The sequence below is a fragment of the Psychromonas ossibalaenae ATCC BAA-1528 genome, from assembly GCF_000381745.1.
In the GTDB taxonomy this organism is placed as follows: domain Bacteria; phylum Pseudomonadota; class Gammaproteobacteria; order Enterobacterales; family Psychromonadaceae; genus Psychromonas; species Psychromonas ossibalaenae.
In genome coordinates this window covers 20170-39741 of record NZ_KB907013.1, presented here as the reverse complement: position 1 = coordinate 39741, position 19572 = coordinate 20170, and the positions used below count along the sequence as shown (strand labels likewise).

Annotated in this window: 19 protein-coding genes; 9 read left to right on the top strand and 10 right to left on the bottom strand. The window is 41.4% G+C overall.

From position 1 onward, the window contains the following. Nucleotides 1-83 precede the first annotated feature (83 nt). From fis to prmA, 3 genes are all read right to left on the bottom strand, one after another. Entirely contained in the window at nt 84-383 is a 300-nt protein-coding gene (fis, locus tag G327_RS0118415; RefSeq protein ID WP_019616283.1) for a DNA-binding transcriptional regulator Fis, read from the bottom strand. Between the two features lie 17 nt (nt 384-400). Beyond that, nucleotides 401-1363, bottom strand: coding sequence for a tRNA dihydrouridine synthase DusB (gene dusB / locus G327_RS0118410; protein WP_019616282.1), 963 nt, complete (start codon nt 1361-1363; stop codon nt 401-403). 176 nt (nt 1364-1539) lie between these two features. Beyond that, nucleotides 1540-2421 carry a 50S ribosomal protein L11 methyltransferase gene (gene prmA / locus G327_RS0118405; protein WP_019616281.1) on the bottom strand — a complete coding sequence of 294 codons (882 nt, stop codon included), beginning with the start codon at nt 2419-2421 and terminating at the stop codon, nt 1540-1542. Nucleotides 2422-2743: 322 nt separating this feature from the next. On the opposite strand from prmA, the gene G327_RS0118400 reads away from it, so the two are divergent. Next, on the top strand, nt 2744-3382 hold the full coding sequence (locus G327_RS0118400) for a response regulator transcription factor (protein ID WP_019616280.1): 639 nt from the start codon (nt 2744-2746) through the stop codon (nt 3380-3382). Here the strand turns inward: G327_RS0118400 and G327_RS0118395 are convergent. The 3 genes from G327_RS0118395 to acs all read right to left on the bottom strand — a co-directional run bounded on the left by G327_RS0118395 (nt 3371) and on the right by acs (nt 7808). Beyond that, on the bottom strand, nt 3371-5029 hold the full coding sequence (locus G327_RS0118395) for a hybrid sensor histidine kinase/response regulator (protein WP_019616279.1): 1659 nt from the start codon (nt 5027-5029) through the stop codon (nt 3371-3373). The genes G327_RS0118400 and G327_RS0118395 overlap by 12 nt on opposite strands. 255 nt (nt 5030-5284) lie before the next feature. After that, complete coding sequence (gene aroQ, locus G327_RS0118390) at nt 5285-5731, bottom strand: type II 3-dehydroquinate dehydratase (protein WP_019616278.1); 447 nt, start codon at nt 5729-5731, stop codon at nt 5285-5287. 127 nt (nt 5732-5858) lie between these two features. Continuing rightward, on the bottom strand, nt 5859-7808 hold the full coding sequence (gene acs, locus G327_RS0118385; protein WP_019616277.1) for an acetate--CoA ligase: 1950 nt from the start codon (nt 7806-7808) through the stop codon (nt 5859-5861). 331 nt (nt 7809-8139) lie between these two features. On the opposite strand from acs, the gene G327_RS0118380 reads away from it, so the two are divergent. From G327_RS0118380 to G327_RS25080, 4 genes are all read left to right on the top strand, one after another. Further along, nucleotides 8140-9489 carry a hypothetical protein gene (locus G327_RS0118380; protein ID WP_019616276.1) on the top strand — a complete coding sequence of 450 codons (1350 nt, stop codon included), beginning with the start codon at nt 8140-8142 and terminating at the stop codon, nt 9487-9489. Further along, complete coding sequence (locus G327_RS0118375; protein ID WP_019616275.1) at nt 9489-10187, top strand: prepilin-type N-terminal cleavage/methylation domain-containing protein; 699 nt, start codon at nt 9489-9491, stop codon at nt 10185-10187. Before G327_RS0118380 ends, G327_RS0118375 begins: the two co-directional genes overlap by 1 nt. Nucleotides 10188-10265: 78 nt before the next feature. Beyond that, nucleotides 10266-10778 (top strand): hypothetical protein, encoded by a 513-nt coding sequence (locus tag G327_RS0118370; protein ID WP_019616274.1) that lies wholly within the window; start codon nt 10266-10268, stop codon nt 10776-10778. Then, nucleotides 10766-11473 carry an NRDE family protein gene (locus G327_RS25080; protein WP_019616273.1) on the top strand — a complete coding sequence of 236 codons (708 nt, stop codon included), beginning with the start codon at nt 10766-10768 and terminating at the stop codon, nt 11471-11473. Before G327_RS0118370 ends, G327_RS25080 begins: the two co-directional genes overlap by 13 nt. A 60-nt stretch (nt 11474-11533) precedes the next feature. Here G327_RS25080 and G327_RS0118360 read toward each other — a convergent pair whose 3' ends face one another. Both G327_RS0118360 and G327_RS0118355 read right to left on the bottom strand, forming a co-directional pair. Continuing rightward, entirely contained in the window at nt 11534-11743 is a 210-nt protein-coding gene (locus G327_RS0118360) for a SlyX family protein (protein WP_019616272.1), read from the bottom strand. Between the two features lie 13 nt (nt 11744-11756). Continuing rightward, nucleotides 11757-12743 (bottom strand): WD40 repeat domain-containing protein, encoded by a 987-nt coding sequence (locus G327_RS0118355; RefSeq protein ID WP_019616271.1) that lies wholly within the window; start codon nt 12741-12743, stop codon nt 11757-11759. A gap of 145 nt (nt 12744-12888) precedes the next feature. Here G327_RS0118355 and fkpA point away from each other — a divergent pair, with 145 nt between their 5' ends. Next, nucleotides 12889-13665: an FKBP-type peptidyl-prolyl cis-trans isomerase gene (gene fkpA, locus G327_RS0118350; protein ID WP_019616270.1), complete on the top strand. Its 777-nt coding sequence runs from the start codon at nt 12889-12891 to the stop codon at nt 13663-13665. Nucleotides 13666-13961: 296 nt separating this feature from the next. Here the strand turns inward: fkpA and G327_RS26210 are convergent, their stop codons facing one another. Beyond that, a complete protein-coding gene (locus tag G327_RS26210; RefSeq protein ID WP_019616269.1) occupies nt 13962-14603 on the bottom strand; it encodes a histidine phosphatase family protein in 642 nt (213 codons plus the stop codon). Nucleotides 14604-14645: 42 nt separating this feature from the next. Between G327_RS26210 and G327_RS0118340 the strand changes: the two genes are divergently transcribed. From G327_RS0118340 to G327_RS0118330, 3 genes are all read left to right on the top strand, one after another. Beyond that, the gene (locus G327_RS0118340; RefSeq protein WP_019616268.1) at nt 14646-15851 is read left to right on the top strand and encodes a BaiN/RdsA family NAD(P)/FAD-dependent oxidoreductase; all 1206 of its coding nucleotides are present in this window, start codon (nt 14646-14648) and stop codon (nt 15849-15851) included. 313 nt (nt 15852-16164) lie between these two features. Continuing rightward, nucleotides 16165-16863, top strand: coding sequence for a VC0807 family protein (locus G327_RS0118335; RefSeq protein ID WP_019616267.1), 699 nt, complete (start codon nt 16165-16167; stop codon nt 16861-16863). Nucleotides 16864-17201: 338 nt separating this feature from the next. After that, entirely contained in the window at nt 17202-17753 is a 552-nt protein-coding gene (locus G327_RS0118330; RefSeq protein WP_019616266.1) for a PepSY domain-containing protein, read from the top strand. 1369 nt (nt 17754-19122) lie between these two features. Here G327_RS0118330 and G327_RS0118315 read toward each other — a convergent pair. After that, entirely contained in the window at nt 19123-19329 is a 207-nt protein-coding gene (locus G327_RS0118315; RefSeq protein ID WP_019616263.1) for an amidohydrolase family protein, read from the bottom strand. Nucleotides 19330-19572: the final 243 nt, after the last annotated feature.

Below are 19572 nucleotides of genomic sequence, written 5' to 3'. Positions count from 1 at the left end.
CACAGCATAGTTACTCGGTACTTTCTAACAGCTATAAAAAAAGCGGCTAAGAAGCCGCTTTTTTCATTAATAAGGCTGGAGAATTAACCCATGCCGTATTTTTTTAATTTTTTACGTAATGTACCGCGGTTGATACCCAGCATAGTTGCCGCACGAGTCTGATTACCACGCGTGTACTGCATGATGATATCCAGTAGTGGTGCTTCAACTTCTGATAAAACAAGCTCATATAATTCTGTAGTATCCTGACCATTAAGCTGTGCTACATATCCAGAAACAGCCTGACGTACTGAATCACGAAGTGGTCGTTGAGTTATTTGCCCTGTAGCAGGAATACTGGTTGTCGTTGTAAGTGCTTCTGAAGAAATATTTTGTTCAAACATGGGTATTAACTCTTTAATTACTGATGATTTAAATAAGTTTCTAATGTGTTTAACTGCTCAAGAGGGCTGTCAATCGCATTAAATTGTCGTTTAAAGTAACCTGACTGATCTTGCTCTTTTAAATACCACCCTACATGCTTCCTAGCAATTCTGGGACCCATTACCTCTCCATAGAATTCATGCAGTGCCTGCACGTGACCAAGAAGAATCTGGGTTATTTCCATTTTTTCCAGAGGAGCACTTTGCTCGCCTGTTTTTAGGTAGTGGTTAATTTCATTGAATATCCAAGGTGCACCTTGTGCGCCTCTTCCAATCATAATGGCGTCTGCCCCAGTGTAATCAAGCACAAACTTGGCTTTTTCTACTGAAGTAATATCACCATTAGCAATCACAGGGATCGTTACATTTTCTTTAATTTTTTTTATTGTGTCGTACTCAGCAAGTCCATTATATAAACATTGTCGGGTACGGCCGTGCACTGCAAGTGCCTGGATTCCAGATTGTTCTGCAATTTGTGCGATTTCAAGACCGTTTCTGCTTTCCGGATCCCAGCCTGTGCGAATTTTCAAGGTAACAGGAACATCAACTGCATTCACCACGCTCTCCAGAATTGCTTGTACAAGTTCAGGATGAGGCAGCAGTGCAGAGCCTGCTTTTTTCTTATTCACTTTTTTGGCCGGGCAACCCATATTAATATCAACAATCTGAGCGCCCTGCTGCACGATTAACTGCGCAGTTTCCGCCATTGCAATCGGCTCTGAGCCTGCAATTTGCACGGATCTAATGCCCGATTCATCATGGTAGTCCATTCTTAACTTAGACTTTTTAGTGTTCCATACACGCGGATTAGAAGACAGCATTTCTGATACCGCAAGTCCTGCACCAAGCGAGCGGCAAAGTTCGCGGAAAGGGCGGTCTGTAACCCCTGCCATAGGTGCTAAAATAATATTGTTATCTAATTGATGTTGCCCAATGCGCATATTCTAAGCATTCTCTAAGTTAAGGCGGCGTAGTGTACGCATTTTTACAAGCAGAATAAAGGTTAATAATTAACCATTTTGAAATTATTTTGCTTGCAAACTAGGCTGATTTGAGTTTCGCTTTTTTTAAAGTGCAATAGTACAGGAACAAAACTGTGCTGCCGCACTTAATTTTATTACTTTTTAACACCGGAAAGGCGTGCCCACTCTTCCTTAACTGAAGCTTCATCCATTTTGAACCATTGGCCATAAACACCAATTAATTCATCAGCTTGCTGCTCTAAAATGCCGGATAATGCTAATGAGCCGTTATTTTTAATCAAGGCTTCAATGCTTGTTGATAATTCGCGAAGCGGTCCGGCAAGAATATTTGCAACTAATACATCAGCCAAAATACCTTCAGGCAGATCACCGGGTAAATACAGTTCAAGCTGCTCAGAAACATTGTTACGCTGGGCATTATCACGGCTGGCTGTGATTGCCTGCGGGTCAATATCAATGCCTATTACACGTTTTGCACCTAATTTAAGCGCTGCAATTGCTAAAATACCTGAACCGCAGCCGAAGTCGATAACGACTTTATCCTGCAGATCCTGTCCGTCTAACCAGGCTAAACATAAAGCGGTGGTCGGGTGTGTTCCGGTGCCGAATGCAAGGCCAGGATCAAGCATAACATTAACGGCATTTTCATCGGGAACTGGTTTCCAGCTTGGGCAGATCCATAAACGTTCGCCAAACTTCATCGGGTGGAAATTGTCCATCCACTCACGTTCCCAGTCTTTATCTTCAAGAGGTTCTATTTTTAGTGCAAAGTTATCACTCAAAAGAGGGCTTTTCTTCAGCTGTTCAAGCACAGGTGTCATTTCGGTTGCCGCATCATAAAGACCGGTTATATCAGTGTCTCCCCATAGACGTGTTTCACCGGGAGCTGGTTCAAAAATCGGCACGTCATGTGAATCTGTAAAAGTGGCAGAAAGGGCGCCGCTTTCCATTAATAATTCGCCGATCAGTTCAGCATTTTCTGAAGTCGCATTTAACTTTAATTGTATCCAAGGCATGATTTTCCCCTCTGTCGGGATGGTTGTCAGTATGATGGCGCAAGAATACAGGGGATAAAGTGAATAATATAGACCAATCTGCACATTCACTTTGAGGCTAACGGCGTAGAAAACAGGTGAGCTGATACTGTGGGTAAATATTTCTGAACAATTTTATTCTGCAGGAAGTTTGGCGGGCGCAGGGAAGGGAATTCGAAAGGTTTGTTTAAGTGTATGATAACGACTGGTAATTTAAATCGAGCTTAACATTTATCAGGCAATTTGATTGCAAATTGAACAGCATAAAGCAACACTATAGCCTGGTCAGTAAAAGGAGTGATTAATGGATAAAATTGTGATTATCGATGATCACCAGCTGTTTCTTCATGGTTTAAAGTTAACATTAGAAAGTGATAATAATGAAGTCTGGGTTTTTGATGATCCTGGCGCTGCGGTTAGTGAGATCGAACAGATCCAGCCTGATATTATTGTTATGGATCTGTATATGCCGAAGATGGACGGCATTGCTATGCTGGAGCAATTGGAGCTGCGGAATATTTTATCACCGGTTGTTGTGCTTTCTGCATGTGAAGATTATAAAGATGTGCTGGCTGCTTTTCAGAAAGGCGCAATGGGGTTTATTCCTAAATCCTATGCTCCTCAAGGGATGCTGGACGGACTGCAGCGTGTACTGCGGGGGGATATTTTCATTCCGGCGGAGATTGCGGTGCAGTTAAATGCACTGGTAAGACAAGATAAGAAGAATAAAGAACAGTATCATTTATCGCCGCGGCAGATGCAGATTCTTGAATTAATTCATAATGGTAAGAATAATAGAGAGATCGCTGAGAAATTATGTATTTCTCCGGATACGGTAAAGTTTCACCAGCGGGGCCTATATCAGGTATTAGATGTATCGGGGGCTTCGAGCCGCAGTAAAGCGGTAGAGAAAGCGCTGCTGCTCGGTCTGCTATCTCAATAAGCGCCGTAATAAAATGCGCAATGCAGCGGGTTTTATTGGTTTGTGTAAAACTCTATAATCAGCTGTTTTCCCCCCTTTTAGCTTCTCAGGATCTACCTCCCCGGTTAATAAGACGGCAGGTATATCTGACAGCTGCTGTGCGCGATGAATTAAATCAATACCGTTTTTTCCACCCGGTAGTCTGAAATCAGAGATAATTAACGCATAACTGTTTTTAGTTAAAGCCGTTAAGGCCTGTTCGCTTGTTTCGGCACAGCAGACCTGATATCCCCAGCCTTCCAGGAGCATTGCAAGTGCTCCTAATATACTTGAGTCATCATCAATGAGTAAAATATGCTCATTATTTTCCCGTTTTATACTGTTATTAGGCAGCTCTTCTGAAACCTGCTGACCTTTTTTTATCCGTAAAGAAAAGCATGATCCCTGATCAGAGGTTTTGACTGTAATTTGTGTTTTTAACAGGTGTGCTTTACGCTGTGCGACCGCTAGACCAAGACCTAAACCTTTTCTTTTATCATGTAGCGGGTTATGTGCATGAAATACTTCATTAAACAGAGAAGTGACAGATGAGTCTTCTATCCTTGTCCCCTGATTCCAGACCTGTAAGTTGACGCTGTTTTGAGAATGACGTGCGCTGAGTAATATTGATGAACCTGCAGACTGGCTGCCGTGAATAAATGCATTGCTAAGCAGGTGGTCTAATATATCAGTGACCAGTTTAGTATCCGTAAGCATAATTAAATTGTTAAAGCGTATCTTTAAAATTAAGCCTTTCTGCTCCGCCTGATACTGATATTTTTTAATTAACGGCTGAAAAGCGTTTGTTACTGCAGTGCGGCTTAACTGCGGCTGCACTTTGCCTGCATCTAGGCGGGTGATATCGCTTAATGCCGACAGGCGGCCTGCCAGTTGAGCGGATGATTTTTTCAGATTATGCATTAGTTCCAGCTGTTGGGGCTGCTGTAATTGTTTCTCTAACAGGTCGCTGTATAAGCATAAACTGCTTAACGGCTGACGAATATCATGAATTATTTTGTTCAGGTAATCACTGCCGCTGTTATTAACCGCTGAGCCGTCAGGAGTATTTTCCTGTTTTTCCCCGTGCAGCTTGGCGGTGCCTCTGATATGCCCGTAAATAGTTAAAAAGGCCAGCGTAACTAAAAAAAAGGTATTTAAAATAAACACTAAGGTACTTGTATTACCCACTACGGCGGTAAATGTATAACTTATAAATGCAGTCAGATTATTAATTAATAACAGCGGAAAATTATAGGCCAGCAGGTAGGCATAGAACAGTGGCAGCAGCAGGGTAAAATAGAGGAAACTATTGTGCGTTGTCTGTGTTTCAAAGTGACTGTTAATGGTAATAAACAGCGTGGTAAAAAGGGTCAGCAGCGGCAGTAGTATAATAACCTGCCTATCTTTTTTTCGGATAATGCTGCTAAGTAGATATGCACACAATAAAAGTGCAGAAAACGGGAGAAGAAAAGGTAAATTAAAAGAGGGAGGTGAGTCGAAAAAGGTATAGCTATGCACTGTACCGGCGCTATAAAAAAACAGAAACGCAGCTAATATAACAATGTTATAAATGCGCAGATTCTGCCATCTTGAAAATAATAATTCTTGTACTGCCTGCTTATTATTCATATATGATTTCAGCTGTGAGTTTAAAATTTATAGCAAACTGATGGTATTAGATAAAAAAAAGCCTAACAAAGTTAGGCTTGCCTGTAACGGGTCTCGAATTATTAGCAAATTAATAACAATAAAAGTCCATTTAAACGGCTAAAAAGTGGGTTTACTACTGTGCCTTAATCCTTTAAGCCACTATAGAATGCCTTAACGATAGCTGTTAGTTAACTACCCGTCAGGGTAGTTTTTATTAATTGCCTGTTGAAACACTTACTTACCTTTGTTTATGAGATCTGACGCATGCTGCAGAGCGTAAGAGTAGCCTTTAGCACCTAGGCCGCAGATAACTCCCACCGCTGCATCTGATAGGTAGGAGTGATGACGAAAGCTTTCACGCGCATGAACATTAGAAAGGTGAACTTCAATAAATGGAATGTTTACACCTAATAGTGCATCACGAATGGCAACACTGGTATGAGTAAAAGCGGCCGGATTAATGATGATGAAGTCAATATCCTGAAATGACTGATGAATTTTTTCAATTATTTCATATTCACGATTTGACTGCAGATGGGTGAGTTCAATATTTGCCTGTGATGCCTGTTCGCTGAGATCTTCAATAATATCTGCAAGTGTCTGCCTGCCGTAAACTTCTGGCTCTCGCTGGCCTAATAAGTTGAGATTAGGTCCATTTAAAATTAATACTTTCTGTGCCATAAAAAAAGACTCCCGGAAACCTTGATTAATAGTGGTTCAGGCAGTTTATACCCATGTTGCCTCAAGGTGCAAACTCAGATCTTGCTGATTTTTGCATCTTGAGATAGCTGGTTAGTTTTCTATGTGCTTATCTTATTTCTAGATTCTCTTTGATTAACTGCTCCACTACACTCGGATCAGCAAGGGTAGATGTGTCACCTAAAGAGTCACTTTCGCCGGTTGCAATTTTACGCAAAATACGGCGCATAATTTTACCCGAGCGGGTTTTAGGCAAACCTTCTGCCCAGTGTAATATATCCGGTGTTGCAATTGCACCGATCTCTTTACGTACCCACTGCTTGACCTCTGCATATAACTCCGGTGAAGAGTATTCGCCGGAATTCAGGGTGACATAGGCGTAGATCCCCTGTCCTTTGATTTCATGCGGTACACCCACAACCGCTGCTTCGGCTATTTTAGGGTGTGCTACCAAAGCACTTTCTATTTCTGCTGTGCCCATACGGTGGCCTGATACGTTTAATACATCATCAACACGGCCGGTGATCCAGTAATAACCATCCTGATCACGACGCGCGCCGTCACCGGTAAAATACATGCCTTTAAAAGTAGAGAAATAAGTCTGTTCAAAGCGTTCATGATTACCGTAAAGGGTGCGCATTTGACCCGGCCAGCTGTCAAGCATCACTAAATTTCCGTCAACTTCACCTTCTAAAATAGTACCGTCATTATCAACCAAGGCTGGTTGAACCCCGAAGAAAGGGCGTGTAGCAGATCCCGGTTTTAAGTCTGTGGCTCCCGGCAGCGGCGTGATTAAAATGCCGCCCGTTTCAGTCTGCCACCATGTATCAACGATAGGGCAGGACTTATTACCTATTTTATCGTAATACCATTCCCAGGCTTCCGGGTTAATCGGTTCGCCCACGGATCCTAAAATACGCAGTGATGAGCGGCTGGTGCCTCGAACTGCTTGATCGCCCTTAGCCATTAATGCACGAATCGCAGTCGGCGCCGTGTACAGTAAAGTGACATTGTGTTTATCAACAACCTCACTCATGCGTGCTGGAGTCGGGTAGTTAGGAACACCTTCGAAGAGTAGGGTGGTTGCGCCGTTAGCCAGTGGTCCGTAAACCAGATAACTATGGCCGGTGATCCAGCCCACATCGGCTGTGCACCAATAAATATCTTGATCTTGATAATCAAATACATATTTGAAGGTCATGGCGGCATAAACAAGATAGCCACCGGTTGTATGCAGCACCCCTTTAGGTGTGCCGGTTGAACCGGATGTATATAGAATGAATAACGGATCTTCAGCATTCATGGGTTCCGGCGGGCAATGATCTGATTCTTTTTCTACGAGAGTCTGCCAGTCATAATCACGACCCTCAATCCAGTTTACCTCACTGCCTGTATTCTTAAAGACAATGACACTCTTAACACAGTCCGTGCCTTCTTTCTCCAGTGCTTCATCTACGTTTGCTTTAAGAGGTACAAAGCGTCCGCCACGGCGTCCTTGATCTGCTGTAAGAACTATTTTTGCGCTGCTGTCGATAATACGCCCGGCAATTGCTTCCGGTGAGAAACCGCCGAAAACAATAGAGTGAACAGCACCAATACGTGTACAGGCGAGCATGGCAACCGCTGCTTCAGGTGTCATCGGCATATATAAACAGACCACATTGCCTTTTTTAACCCCTTGTGATTTCAGCACATTAGCAAACCGGCAGACACGCTGATGAAGCTGTTTATAGGTGATACTCTGCTGCTGGTCGGGGGAGTCGCCTTCCCAGAGAATCGCTGTTTTATCACCTTTTTCCGCTAGATGGCGATCCAGGCAGTTGGCCGAGACATTAAGCTGGCCGTCTTCAAACCATTTGATATTGATATGACCCGGATCGTAGGAGCTGTTTTTGACTTTAGAGTAAGGTTTAATCCAGTCTAGTATTTTACCTTTTTCTCCCCAGAAAGCGGCTGGATCGTTAATAGACTGCTGATACTGGCTCAGATATTCTTCATTAGTAAGCAGGCTTTTTTGTGCAAGATCAGCCGATACAGGATAAATGTGCTTTTCACTCATTCTTCGCTCCACGTAGTAAAGTAAACAACCACCTCATTTAGCAAGTGCTTGTCATTGTTTGATTAATAAACGACCAGTGTAAAACATCATATAAAAATAAATTGTGAGATGTACATGGTTGTTAAATATATGTTAATGAAATTTGCAGGTAAAATTGTTTTTGGGATCAATATCAATAAAAACATAAGCCTATAACTTGAGTCTGAAAACATAAATTATATCTGGTGTTTTTGATTTTACTTTTGGGTGATGTTTTCTAGACTTGTAGCGCAAGGATGCAAACTACAGCGCTGTTTTTGAGTATGCCTATGCGCTGTTTAAGGAGCTGGTCATGTCTTTAATAAAGCGCGAACAGGGCTTTGCAGTATTAATTTCTGCTGTCTTGTTAACTCTTGCCTGCATTACATTTACAGCCAATATGGTCGCTATACAGTTAATTGATAATCAGGTAATCGGCAACTATTACCGTAATAGTGAAGCTTTTGTTAATGCCGAGTCGGGTATTAATTTAATACTCAGTAAGTTAGATAACCCCGTTATCGCTAAAGATATGCTCGTAGAACTGCCCTACAGTTATTTATCTTCTGCTGAACATTACTCCGTGCAGGTTACTCAGCTGAATGCCAATACACTTGAAATCACCTCATCAGGCTTGTCTATGGATGACAGCGCAAAACGTACTATTCATTTACAAGTCAATTATTCTCTTGATTACAACGTTCCTGCAGCGCCGCTCTCAGCCGATGGTAAGCTTAATCTAGATGCTTCGGCAACAGTAAATGACGGTTGTGAAGGGCTGGGTATCAATGAGTGTTTATCTCCAGGCAACATTGCCGATGTAATGCTGCTGAGCAACCCCGGTGCAGAAACTGAACCCAGTGAACTCTGTTCCGGTGATGAGGGCAATATCGGAAGTAACCTGTTTGCTGATAATATTTTTTACGGCGATAGCAAAGATCGGGTAATAGATAACGGCGGTGACTGGGGCAAGGCAGTTGTGCCCGCTGGCATAAATATATTCGGAACGTTAATAACGGGTGTTGACGGCGCTCCTGATAACTTATTTGAGGCGACATTCGCTATTGAAAGAAACGATACTAATATGCAGATTATTAAGAATTACGCTGCTGATATAGATATGACTGTTGAAGGGGCTGTCAGCTGCTCAGAGCAGTTAAAAGATGTTAGTGATGAAGATGAGGTGATTTATATACAGGGAGACTGCAATATTGAACAGAACAATGCCTCACAGAGTGTCACCTCCGAAAACAAGCGTTTTACTGTTGGTTCTGCCGTGCACCCCAAAATGGTTTTTATTGAAGGAGGATCCTTCATCACACAGCCTAACAGCGGCGTATCTGTTATCGGCATGTTGTATTTTCTACCTGCTAAACATGCTGCTGTAGATGCAGACGGTGATTTCATTGTAGATGAATATGGAAATGAACTGTTAGTGGAGGAACTCAGTGTCGATATGGGGGCTGTTCGGGTAAACGGTGCCTTATTAAGCGACTATAAATGTTCAGCTGACGGTTACGATAAAACTGATAGTAAAGGCACTAAGCAGCATTTCTCTGTGCGTTATGACCGGACCGTGCTGAATTTACTTTATTCTCAGTTAGGTATGCCGGCGTCCGACAGTGGTTATCAGCAGGTAGAAGGAAGCTGGAGGGACTTCTAATGCTTAAACTCATTAAACAGAACGGCTTTTCACTGATTGAAATATTAGTGTCGTTATTGGTGGTCAGTTATGCCGCTGTGAGTGTAGTCGGGCTGCAGAAAATGGTTATTGAGCAAAACCGTAATAATGCTGCGCATGGTGTGGTCATCGCACTAGCTGGTGAAAAAATTGAACAGGTGCAGTCATTTGATTCTTCGGCCGCTGTAGATCTGTTAAATGAGACTGATGAGCAGGTTTCTTACGGCGGTTATTCATTTGATTTACACTGGGTCATTACACCTCTACGTAACTATTTCAAGGCAGGGGCTGATATTCGCGATTTGGAATTACAAATATCCTGGAGTGATGCGAAAGGTGAGGTGCAGACCTTTACTTATTCAAAGCAGATTAATTTAGCTTTATTACTCAACAGCGGCGAGAGTGCTTCATCAAAATTAACTGCCGCTATTATTATTTCTTTACTTGAAACTAATGATGTTATCTATTTTGAGCCTAAAATGGGCTATAAAAAAGGTGCATTTGTTATTTATGATAGCGAGTTATTTAAAGCTTCCAGGCCGCATTCGGTAGGTGGTGGGCATCCACGTGATGTGCTTGAAGCAGATGATCCTGATGCCTCCGGCTGGTTAAGTTATGGAAGAGTTGATAATCCTGATCTGGCGGATAATCCGGATTTAGCCGCGCTATTTATTGAATAGTCAGTCCTAAATTTAGACAGTTTTTATTATCCTATGTTATTGTAAATATCTTGTTAAGAATAAAGGGTTGTCCGTTATATGATCAACTGCCAAATAACCATTTTAGATCAGGCACAAGCTTATTTAGAATCTACAAATTCTTTTGAATATACTCAAATCGTTCGCCCGCTGTTTATCAGCTCAGCAGGTGCGCATATGCGCCATATTTTAGATCATTATAATGCGATCATTTTAGGAATGAATGAGCAGTTTATTGATTATGATAAGCGCCGCCGCGGCGGCAATATTGAAACAGATCTAGATGAGGCAGTCGCTGAAATAGTAAAAATAAAAACCTTTTTATTATCTCTTTCCAGTGCGCAGCTTAATAGACAGATGTCACTTTCAACTGAAGTATCTGTCACTGAGAAGCAGATTGAAATTGTCACAACCACGCTTGCTAGAGAGCTAGTCTTTGCGGGAAGTCATGCAATTCATCATTTTGCCATGATAGATCAAATTGCTAAAGCACAGCAGTCTTCGACGCCGGATCAGTTTGGCATTGCGCCTGCCACAGCAACTTTTTTACGTTCAGAAAAATGTGCACTTTAACTTATCTACTGACCGATCAAGGTTATGAGCTGTTTTTCAATCGCGATGAACAGCGCACTCGTCAATGTGCACTTCCTCCAGCCATTGATGCTCAGCTAAGCGCAGTTTATCCCGTTGACCCTGTTGGACAGGGAACCTGGCTTGCGGTGCATAACAGCGGCATGTCGTTAGCTTTATTGAATTTTTATCAGGCGCAGGCGCAGAGTTCGCAGGGGCCGTTTTTAAGTCGCGGAGAGATTATTCTTTCGTTATTAAAAGATGCCGATAATGCCATTGAAGTGTTAAAAAAAATGGATTTAAGCGCTTATTTAGCATTTCAGCTGTGTATTTTTGCTAAAGATCTATGCAGTACAAAGAACAGAATAAGAACTTTTCAATGGACTGGTAAGAAACTGATTGAAGTGGAAAATACACTGCCGATTACTTCGTCAAGTGTTGAATATCCAACAGTTTATAAAGCTCGAAAAGCACGCTATCTGCAAATAGTAGATGCACAAAAGCCAACAACAAAGCAGTTTTTGGCTTACCATCGTTCTCAGGAAACAGAAGGAAAGCTGTCCGTAAGGATGTCGCGCGACGATGCAAAAACGGTCAGCATGAGCCATATTCGTGTTGCACAAAGTATCAACTTTGATTACTTTGATTTTATAAAAAATACTAACTGTCAGGTTTTCAGTGAACGTTTACGTGGTTAAGCGCTGGCCTGACTGTGAATAGGCAGGTCAGCGGCAGCTCATAAAATTTCATTAGCGTTTTTAATAATGCGGCGGCGGCATCTCTTCTTTTTCGGATGCAAGCTGATTCGGTTGAGCCTCTTTTAATTTTACGGCAAGTAATGCAACCTGTTCGGTTAACTGCTGTAATTTACGCTGCTGTTCGAATATCTCAGCATTTAAAGTTTCAATATTGTCTTCTTGAAACGCTGCTTTCATTTCCAGCTGTTCGATACGTGTTTCTTGATCCATTATTTTCTCTGTATTATTTATTAATTGGCCAGATCTCTAAAAATCCGGCTGAGCTTTCGCTCGCGATTTTATTACCGTCCCATAATGTCGCTGAGTATACTACAGCTGTTTTCGGTCGTGTCTCTTTTCTTGGGGTTACGGTCCACCTTTGCTGACTAATACCTGTTTCGACATCCCATAACTGCACTATTTTAGAACCGTTACCGGTTAACAGCTGCTTACCGTTATTAATAAAACGTACTGATGAAAATATGGACTGGCGCGCTCTGTAAATCAGGGTGCTCTGCAGTAAGCCGGTTTTTAGATCCCATATCTGTGATGCTTTCTGGTTATCTGCAACAAAAGCATAACGGCCGTTATCTTCAAGTTTCACCATAGAGACTCGATTATTGAAATTAAATTCTTTAATGATTTGAGCGGTTTGACTGTTCCATAAAAAAGCTTTGTAGTCATTGCCACCGGATAAAACATAAAGGCCATTTGCCGATAAATCGACGCTGTTTACTTTTTCAGTATGAATAGGCATCTCTAAACGACGACCTGTTTTTAAATCAATATGAACTATTTTTCCATTCACTTGTCCATAGACAACGTATCGTCCGTTTGCGGATATGCGGATGTCTCGAATCGGTGAATCAGTTACTTGATAAAAACCCAGTGACAGACCGCTTTTCATATCCCAGACTGCAAATTCGTCACGGCTTGCAGAAAGTGCATGAGTATTGTCTGCAGAAAGTCGAACAATATAAATATCATTTCGCTGCGCATTATGATGCTGCCATTGAAAGAGTAATTTATTGTTACGGTTATCCCAAAGGCTTAACCCGTGATGAATAGAGGATATGATGGAGTAATCACCATTTTGAGATATCTCGGCCGCAAATGCTCCTTCTACCGCATGCTCATACTGCTGCAGGGGGGAAACTGAGCGTTCGCAGGCAGTAATAAAAACGAGACTTAGCAATAAAAAAAGTGATTTGAAATGGATGTTTAATGGCATTATATAATTAACTTTAGGTAAAAATTAGCTTTAAGGTTAGTATAATGTTACGAATTTAGATACATGATTTTGATCGTCTAACACGACAAAAACAGTATCGCTACATGTTTCACTTAATAAATCAGAAAAAAATATTGGAGTAACAATGAAAAACGTATTTAAAGTGTCTTTATTAGCAGCAGCTGTTGCATTCACTGTGGGTTGTAATGAAAAGGCAGAGCAGGAAGCTCCAGCAACTGAAACCGAAACTGTAGTAGAAGCAGCTGCATTTGCAAACAGCCAGGAAAAAGCAGCATATGCAATCGGCTCGTCATTTTCTCGTTATGTTGAAACAACGCTTGAGAAGCAGGCTGAGTTTGGTTTGGAATTAGATAAAGAAATCATTCTTCAAGGTATAACAGATACGCTTCGCGGTAACTCTAAATTAACAGATGAAGAGATGGTTGAAACGCTGAAAGCCTATGATACAGAAGTGCAGGCAGCCGCTGAAAAAGTAATGGCTGAAAAAACTGCAAAAGCCTCTGAAGAAGCAAAAACATTCTTAGCTGAAAATGCTAAAGTTGAAGGCGTAACAGTGACTGAATCTGGTCTTCAGTACTCAGTAATCACAGAAGCGGAAGGTCCTAAACCAAAAGCTGAAGATACTGTAACAGTACATTATGTTGGTACATTACTAGACGGTACAGAGTTTGACAGTTCTGTAGCACGTGGTGAGCCGGCTAAATTCCCGCTTAACCGTGTAATTCCCGGCTGGACTGAAGGTGTACAGCTTATGAGTGTCGGCGAAAAATACAAGTTCGTTATTCCTGCTGAACTTGGATACGGCGAACAGGGCGCGGGTTCTATCCCTCCTGGCGCAACGCTAGTTTTCGAAGTTGAACTATTAGAGATTGCAGCTGCAGACGAAGTCGCTGCTAAGTAATACTCTCTTTGATACCAAAAAAAGATCGCCTAGTGCGATCTTTTTTTTGCCTGTAATTTAGTAATACCAGCCCGCTTAATATTATGTTCTGTTTTCGGAAGTGAGGCTTCAGCCTCGCCTCTTGTATTGCGCGGTTAAAACTACCTTTGTAATACGATTCTAGGTAAGTAAATGGTCAATTTAGGCGCAGGGAAAATTAATCATATCAAGGCATGAGCTGCAGTAAATGGTTGTTCCCTTTATAAAGCTTATAACGCAGAGATGGTTAATTTAAACCAGCATAAAAGATCAGATATTTACTTAGAATGGTATAAGCTCTGCAGCATCCAGTTCTGCCCGTCAAAAGTAAGGTGTGTCACGCTGCCGTTATGAATATCCATAGTGCGCGGTGCATCTACTGGAATATATAAGATCTCTTTTAAAAACATCACTATCGCCAGGCCGTGGCTCATCACTGCTACTTTCTGACCCGGGTGGGCAAGTGCAATGCCGTGCAGACATCTGCTCAGGCGTTTTTGTAAAGTCTGTAAACTTTCACCCTGTCCGATACGGTATCCTAATTGTGCAGAAAATAGAGTTGCTAACTGCTTTTTATCAGTACTGCTTAAACTCTGTTTAGGTTTGCCGTCAAGATGATCGTAACTTAACTCACGCAGCTCTACTTTACGGGTAATCGTTAACTGCTTGATCTGCGCAAGGGGGCTGACAGAAGTTAGCGCGCGTCCCAGGTCGCTGCTGTAAATAGCATCTAAATTTATATCCTGAAAATAATTCAGCAGATGCAGAGCATCGTTTTTTCCTTTTTCGGTTAACGGACTGTCAAGGTGACCCTGCAGTCTGCCTTGTTTATTCCAGGTCGTTTCACCATGGCGAATTAAGTAAATGTCTGTCATATGATTTGTATATAAATGGTCTTTAATATTTCCGGATTTTAACATTAATTAGTGTATCCTTACGCGCATAATTTTAAGGGGTTTAATATGTTAGATGTAATAATCATTGGTGCGGGCGCATCTGGTTTAATGTGTGCAATAGAGGCTGCTAAACGCGGCCGTAAAGTATTAGTACTTGATCATGCCAAGCGCGCGGGACAAAAGATTATTATGAGCGGAGGCGGGCGGTGTAATTTCACCAATTTATACGTTGAGCCGAGTAACTATCTCTGTGATAACCCGCATTTTGTAAAATCTGCGCTAAGCCGTTATACACAGTGGGATTTTATCGCGCTGGTGGATAAGCATAAAATCAGCTGGCATGAGCGTGATCACGGCCAGCTGTTTTGTGATGACAGCGCAAAACAGATTGTGCAGATGTTATTAGATGAAGCGCAGCAGGCTGGAGTAAAAATTCAGCTTCAGTGTGAAATCTTCTCTCACACTAAAATTGCCGATAACCATTTCACCGTGCAGAGCAAACAGGGGAATTATGAGTGTCAGTCTCTGGTTGTTGCTACCGGCGGTTTGTCGCTGCCGAAAATGGGCGCAACACCGTTGGCTTATAAAATAGCAGATCAGCATCAGCTGCCGGTAAAAGCAACCCGCGCCGGTTTAGTGCCCTTTACCCTGCATCAGGCGCAGAAAGAGTTGTTTGCGCCGTTATCTGGTATCAGCTTTCCGGCAACAGCGGTTTGTGAGATTAAAGATCAGCGTAATAAAGTTAAACAGATCAGCTTTACTGAAGCACTGTTATTTACCCATCGAGGTTTAAGTGGTCCGGTTATTTTACAAATTTCAAACTACTGGCAGGCGGGAGGTGTGTTAACGTTAGATCTGCTGCCTAATTTAGATTTATATGCAGAGCTAATTAATAGCCAGCAGAGCCGTCCGGACCTGGCATTAAAAACATTATTATCACAGCAGCTTCCTAAGCGTGTGGTTGAGTGTTTATTAGCGGCTGCTGAAATTGAAAGCCTGCCGCTGAAACAGTATAACGAAAAGCAGCTGAAACAGGTTTCAGAACTATTTCACCACTGGTCGCCTCAGATTAACGGTACTGAAGGTTATCGCACAGCCGAAGTAACCTTAGGTGGTATTGATACCGATCTGATCTCTTCAAAAACCTTAGAATGTAAAAACGTAAAGGGCTTATATTTTATCGGTGAAGCTTTAGATGTTACCGGCTGGTTAGGCGGGTTTAATTTCCAGTGGGCATGGGCAAGCGGCTGGGCAGCCGGGCAGGATGCTTAGTGTATTCGGAGAATTAAAACAAAGATAATGTGGTTTGCTGGTTAATGTAACCGATTGTATTTAAATGGAATATATTTTGTTTGTTGATGCTCATTAGCTTAACTATGCTCGTTTTATATTTAAAGTAACTTAGTAATTTTGGAAAAATCCAATTTCATATTATCCAAGTGCTGTGATCAAATTAATCTGGCCGCTGTTTGGACGCAAAAGTTCCTCGGTTATCTGTCTTATTGCAAGCTGCCGGTCTATTGTATTATTGAAGATAATTAGTTATAACCATTTATATCTAATCTGTAACGAATAAGTAAGCATTATGAACAGCACATCGACACATAAACCCCGCCCGATGGTTGACCTTCTTGTCAGCATTATTATCCCGTCATTTATACTAATGAAATTAAGTGGTGAAAGTGATCTCGGGGCTAGTGGAGGGCTGATTGCTGCGCTTGCCTTTCCACTTGGCTGGGGGCTTTTTGAATTAATAAAATACAGAAAGTTTAATTTTATCGCTTTGCTGGGACTACTCAGTGTGTCATTGACGGGTGGTATCGGCTTGTTTGAGCTAGACACTAAATGGCTGGCGATTAAAGAAGCTGCCATTCCTGCGGTGATAGGCATTGTCGTTTTAGTTTCTACTTTTACGCCTTCCCCTTTAGTAAAAGCTTTACTGTTTAACCCCGATCTAATGGACGTAGAAAAAATTAAGAACAGGTTAGCAGAGCATAACAGTACGGCCGCATTTGAAAAACGCTTGCTGAAGGCCACCTATCTTGTTGCATGTTCTTTTGCTTTTTCAGCCGCAATGAATTACATACTAGCTAAGTGGCTTGTGACTAGCCCTGCGGGCACTCCGGAGTTTAATGAGCAGCTGGGACAGTTAACGTTATATAGCTACCCGATGATTGCACTACCGTCCATGTTAATGATGCTGGGGGTTTTTTATTATTTGTGGCGCACCATTCGTGATCTGACTGGACTCTCGTTGGAAGAAGTGATGGCCGCAAAAAAGTAGGCAAAAGCAATACCTCTAACGACTTTTTAAACGCTTGTTCGGAGCGCATGTTTTTTGTGCGGATCCGAATTTAGTAAATGGTGCCGTTCAAGGCATAACCTGCTTTAATTCAGTGCTCACAGGGGGAGGCCTTTAATTTTTCCCCTGTGCTTCTTGCCTGTTCCTCTAAAAAGTTAAAAAACTGACACGGTCTATTTGTTTAGTTCATACCTGTAACCATTTTATTAATAGTCAGTTTTTTAATAATTCAATTGTTAATTTTTTGTAATGTGTTGTCCATCTTCTGTCTAAAGTGCTTTGCTAAACTTGCCGCATCACTTAAACAACAGGACACAAACATGAAATTTATTAAACGTATTGCTTTATCGAGTGCACTAGTACTTACTTCTTTCGCAGCTGCTGCTGATAATGACGGCTTATCTGAATTAGCATTAAAACGCGCTAATTTTTCGATTGAGCAAGTAGTTGAAAAGGTGGCGAATAACTTCCCGGGTAAGATAACAGAACTAAAGCTGGATGATTACAATCACCAGGCCGTTTTTGAAGTAGAAGTTATTAATGAAAAGGAAGGCATAGAGCACAAGCTTAAATTTAGTACTGCGGATGGTAAATTATTAAAAGATGAAAGAGAGTCTTTAAGTGTTGCCGGTTTTAGCAAGTTAGATGAGAAAGACCATGCCATGCTTAACCAGTTAGATACCGCTAAGTTTGACCTTCAGGCAAGTATTAGTAAAATTCAAAAAGATTATGGGTCCAGTGTGATTGAGTTGGAATTGGAGAATAAAAAGGGGATTACTTTCTATGAAGTTGAGCTTTTAAATGATAACGAGCTGATTATTGATGTGGTGACCGGTGAGATTGTCTCGATAAAAAGAAATTATCACGGCTAGCCTTTCCTTTGAATGGTAACGGTTGAGTAAGGGCTGCTTCGGCAGTCCTCCTTGCCTTAGAAAAATGTACTTGCTTATCTATTTAGCTGCGATAATAGGTGAGTGTTAATACACTTGAGATAGGTTCTTCGTTTTTAACTTTCCGCACTTTATGCATTCCCGACAGCCGTCTACACCATGACTTTGAATCTGCTATAACGCATGAATGTAAGGTTACCTGTTGAAAAAGAAAACAAATTCCCATTTTTTGTTGATATTAGTACCAACACTTAACTATAAATTTCCAGATAATTCACGCTGAGAATTAACTTGTGAGAGATTGACCATTCGCCGCAGCAGACATACTACCCACTAAGAGTTAAAAACTAACCTTTTACATTTTTACCTCTCTTTAAGTTATTGATTTTTGGTTGTTTGTTGTTTTCCGTTATTTTTTCCCATAAATAATTGTTTTTTAGGTGCCGCATTAACGGGTGTTTCACCGTATTATTAATCCCGCAAACAAGGAGAATGTTTTACAAGGAGTTTAACAGTCACTGGAAGATGCAAGGATAACAACAGGATGTTGTTCATGATAAATAAGGATTATTTATCATGTCAGGATGATAAACGGAACAAGCTGCAGGATGCGGTTAAGGAGCACTTTCAGGATGAAAGATTAATAATGTCTAGGATTGATATTGTTAAGTCAGGATGACAAAAAAGGATATTCTCAGGACGGGAACTTATAAAACCGGATTGTTTTATATATCAGGATGATAAACGGAACACACTGCAGGATGCGGTCGAGGGACACAATGTCTAGGATTGATATTGTTAAGTCAGGAAGACAAAATGGACACTCCCAGGGGGGGGAGCTTATAAAACAGGGTTGTTTTATATATCAGGATGATAAACGGAACATACTGCAGGATGCGGTCAAGGACACTTCCAGGATGGAAGATTAGTAATATCTAGGATTGATATTGTTAAGTCAGGATGACAAAACAGGACACCTCCAGCGGAAAGGGAGATGATGGATAAGCAGGATGTTTATCTTATAGGGATTTAAAAAGGATGAAACCAACGGACTGGTAAATAAGTGCCTAGGACTGGCATAGTCAAATAGATGTACAGCAGGGAGCATCAACTATCACGGACTAGATAGAGTGACTAAACTTAGGGCAGCTTCGGCTGCCCTTAACTTTTTCAGATCTTTAATTGACCATTGCACCGATCTTCCAATTCAGGCTTTGGCGGTGCGTATTGCTTGTGTAATAAAGCAGCCGTTGGTGAGCATTAGTACAGCTGTTTGATTTAACCAATAATAATGGATTTATCTGCAGTAATTGCGACTAATGAAGTTGTAAATCTCTCCGAGTCACTGTTTCTAATTCTTTTCTTTCACCTTTAGAAATAAAGCTGCCTCGATGGCATTAAAAGTAAATTGAGTAATTTCAGCTTTATTCATAGAGTGTGCGTTACTTACCGCCAAAAAATTATCTGTCATATAACCGTCCAAATAGGCCGGGTCATCAGAGTTAATTGTGACATATAATCCCTTGTGCAGAAGATAGATTATGTTGTGCTGTTCCATAAAATCAAATACTTTGAGTTTAATATTGAGCAGCGGACGCCGTGACCGATATGTCTGATCTGCTTAGAATTTGATTCCACTGAACGGAGATAAGCATGCTGATTAATCCATATTCAGCAGTTTGTTTCCATCAACATTGTAGTTAAACAGACTAGTATCAAAGTTGAAGTATTATCACCCAAGATCAACTCGTAAAGTAAATACTCGAGAAGTCATCGCTGGCCAGCAACTTAATTGCGATTC

What these genes read in the sequence shown, in the direction of transcription:
- G327_RS0118380 (WP_019616276.1), top strand. Translation starts at nt 8,140, where the DNA reads ATGTCTTTAATAAAGCGCGAACAGGGCTTTGCAGTATTAATTTCTGCT.
- aroQ (WP_019616278.1), bottom strand. Translation starts at nt 5,731, where the DNA reads ATGGCACAGAAAGTATTAATTTTAAATGGACCTAATCTCAACTTATTA.
- G327_RS0118370 (WP_019616274.1), top strand. Translation starts at nt 10,266, where the DNA reads ATGATCAACTGCCAAATAACCATTTTAGATCAGGCACAAGCTTATTTA.
- G327_RS26210 (WP_019616269.1), bottom strand. Translation starts at nt 14,603, where the DNA reads ATGTTAAAATCCGGAAATATTAAAGACCATTTATATACAAATCATATG.
- G327_RS0118335 (WP_019616267.1), top strand. Translation starts at nt 16,165, where the DNA reads ATGAACAGCACATCGACACATAAACCCCGCCCGATGGTTGACCTTCTT.
- fkpA (WP_019616270.1), top strand. Translation starts at nt 12,889, where the DNA reads ATGAAAAACGTATTTAAAGTGTCTTTATTAGCAGCAGCTGTTGCATTC.
- dusB (WP_019616282.1), bottom strand. Translation starts at nt 1,363, where the DNA reads ATGCGCATTGGGCAACATCAATTAGATAACAATATTATTTTAGCACCT.
- fis (WP_019616283.1), bottom strand. Translation starts at nt 383, where the DNA reads ATGTTTGAACAAAATATTTCTTCAGAAGCACTTACAACGACAACCAGT.
- G327_RS0118340 (WP_019616268.1), top strand. Translation starts at nt 14,646, where the DNA reads ATGTTAGATGTAATAATCATTGGTGCGGGCGCATCTGGTTTAATGTGT.
- G327_RS0118330 (WP_019616266.1), top strand. Translation starts at nt 17,202, where the DNA reads ATGAAATTTATTAAACGTATTGCTTTATCGAGTGCACTAGTACTTACT.
- G327_RS0118400 (WP_019616280.1), top strand. Translation starts at nt 2,744, where the DNA reads ATGGATAAAATTGTGATTATCGATGATCACCAGCTGTTTCTTCATGGT.
- G327_RS0118355 (WP_019616271.1), bottom strand. Translation starts at nt 12,743, where the DNA reads ATGCCATTAAACATCCATTTCAAATCACTTTTTTTATTGCTAAGTCTC.
- G327_RS0118395 (WP_019616279.1), bottom strand. Translation starts at nt 5,029, where the DNA reads ATGAATAATAAGCAGGCAGTACAAGAATTATTATTTTCAAGATGGCAG.
- G327_RS0118375 (WP_019616275.1), top strand. Translation starts at nt 9,489, where the DNA reads ATGCTTAAACTCATTAAACAGAACGGCTTTTCACTGATTGAAATATTA.
- G327_RS0118360 (WP_019616272.1), bottom strand. Translation starts at nt 11,743, where the DNA reads ATGGATCAAGAAACACGTATCGAACAGCTGGAAATGAAAGCAGCGTTT.
- acs (WP_019616277.1), bottom strand. Translation starts at nt 7,808, where the DNA reads ATGAGTGAAAAGCACATTTATCCTGTATCGGCTGATCTTGCACAAAAA.
- G327_RS25080 (WP_019616273.1), top strand. Translation starts at nt 10,766, where the DNA reads ATGTGCACTTTAACTTATCTACTGACCGATCAAGGTTATGAGCTGTTT.
- G327_RS0118315 (WP_019616263.1), bottom strand. Translation starts at nt 19,329, where the DNA reads ATGGAACAGCACAACATAATCTATCTTCTGCACAAGGGATTATATGTC.
- prmA (WP_019616281.1), bottom strand. Translation starts at nt 2,421, where the DNA reads ATGCCTTGGATACAATTAAAGTTAAATGCGACTTCAGAAAATGCTGAA.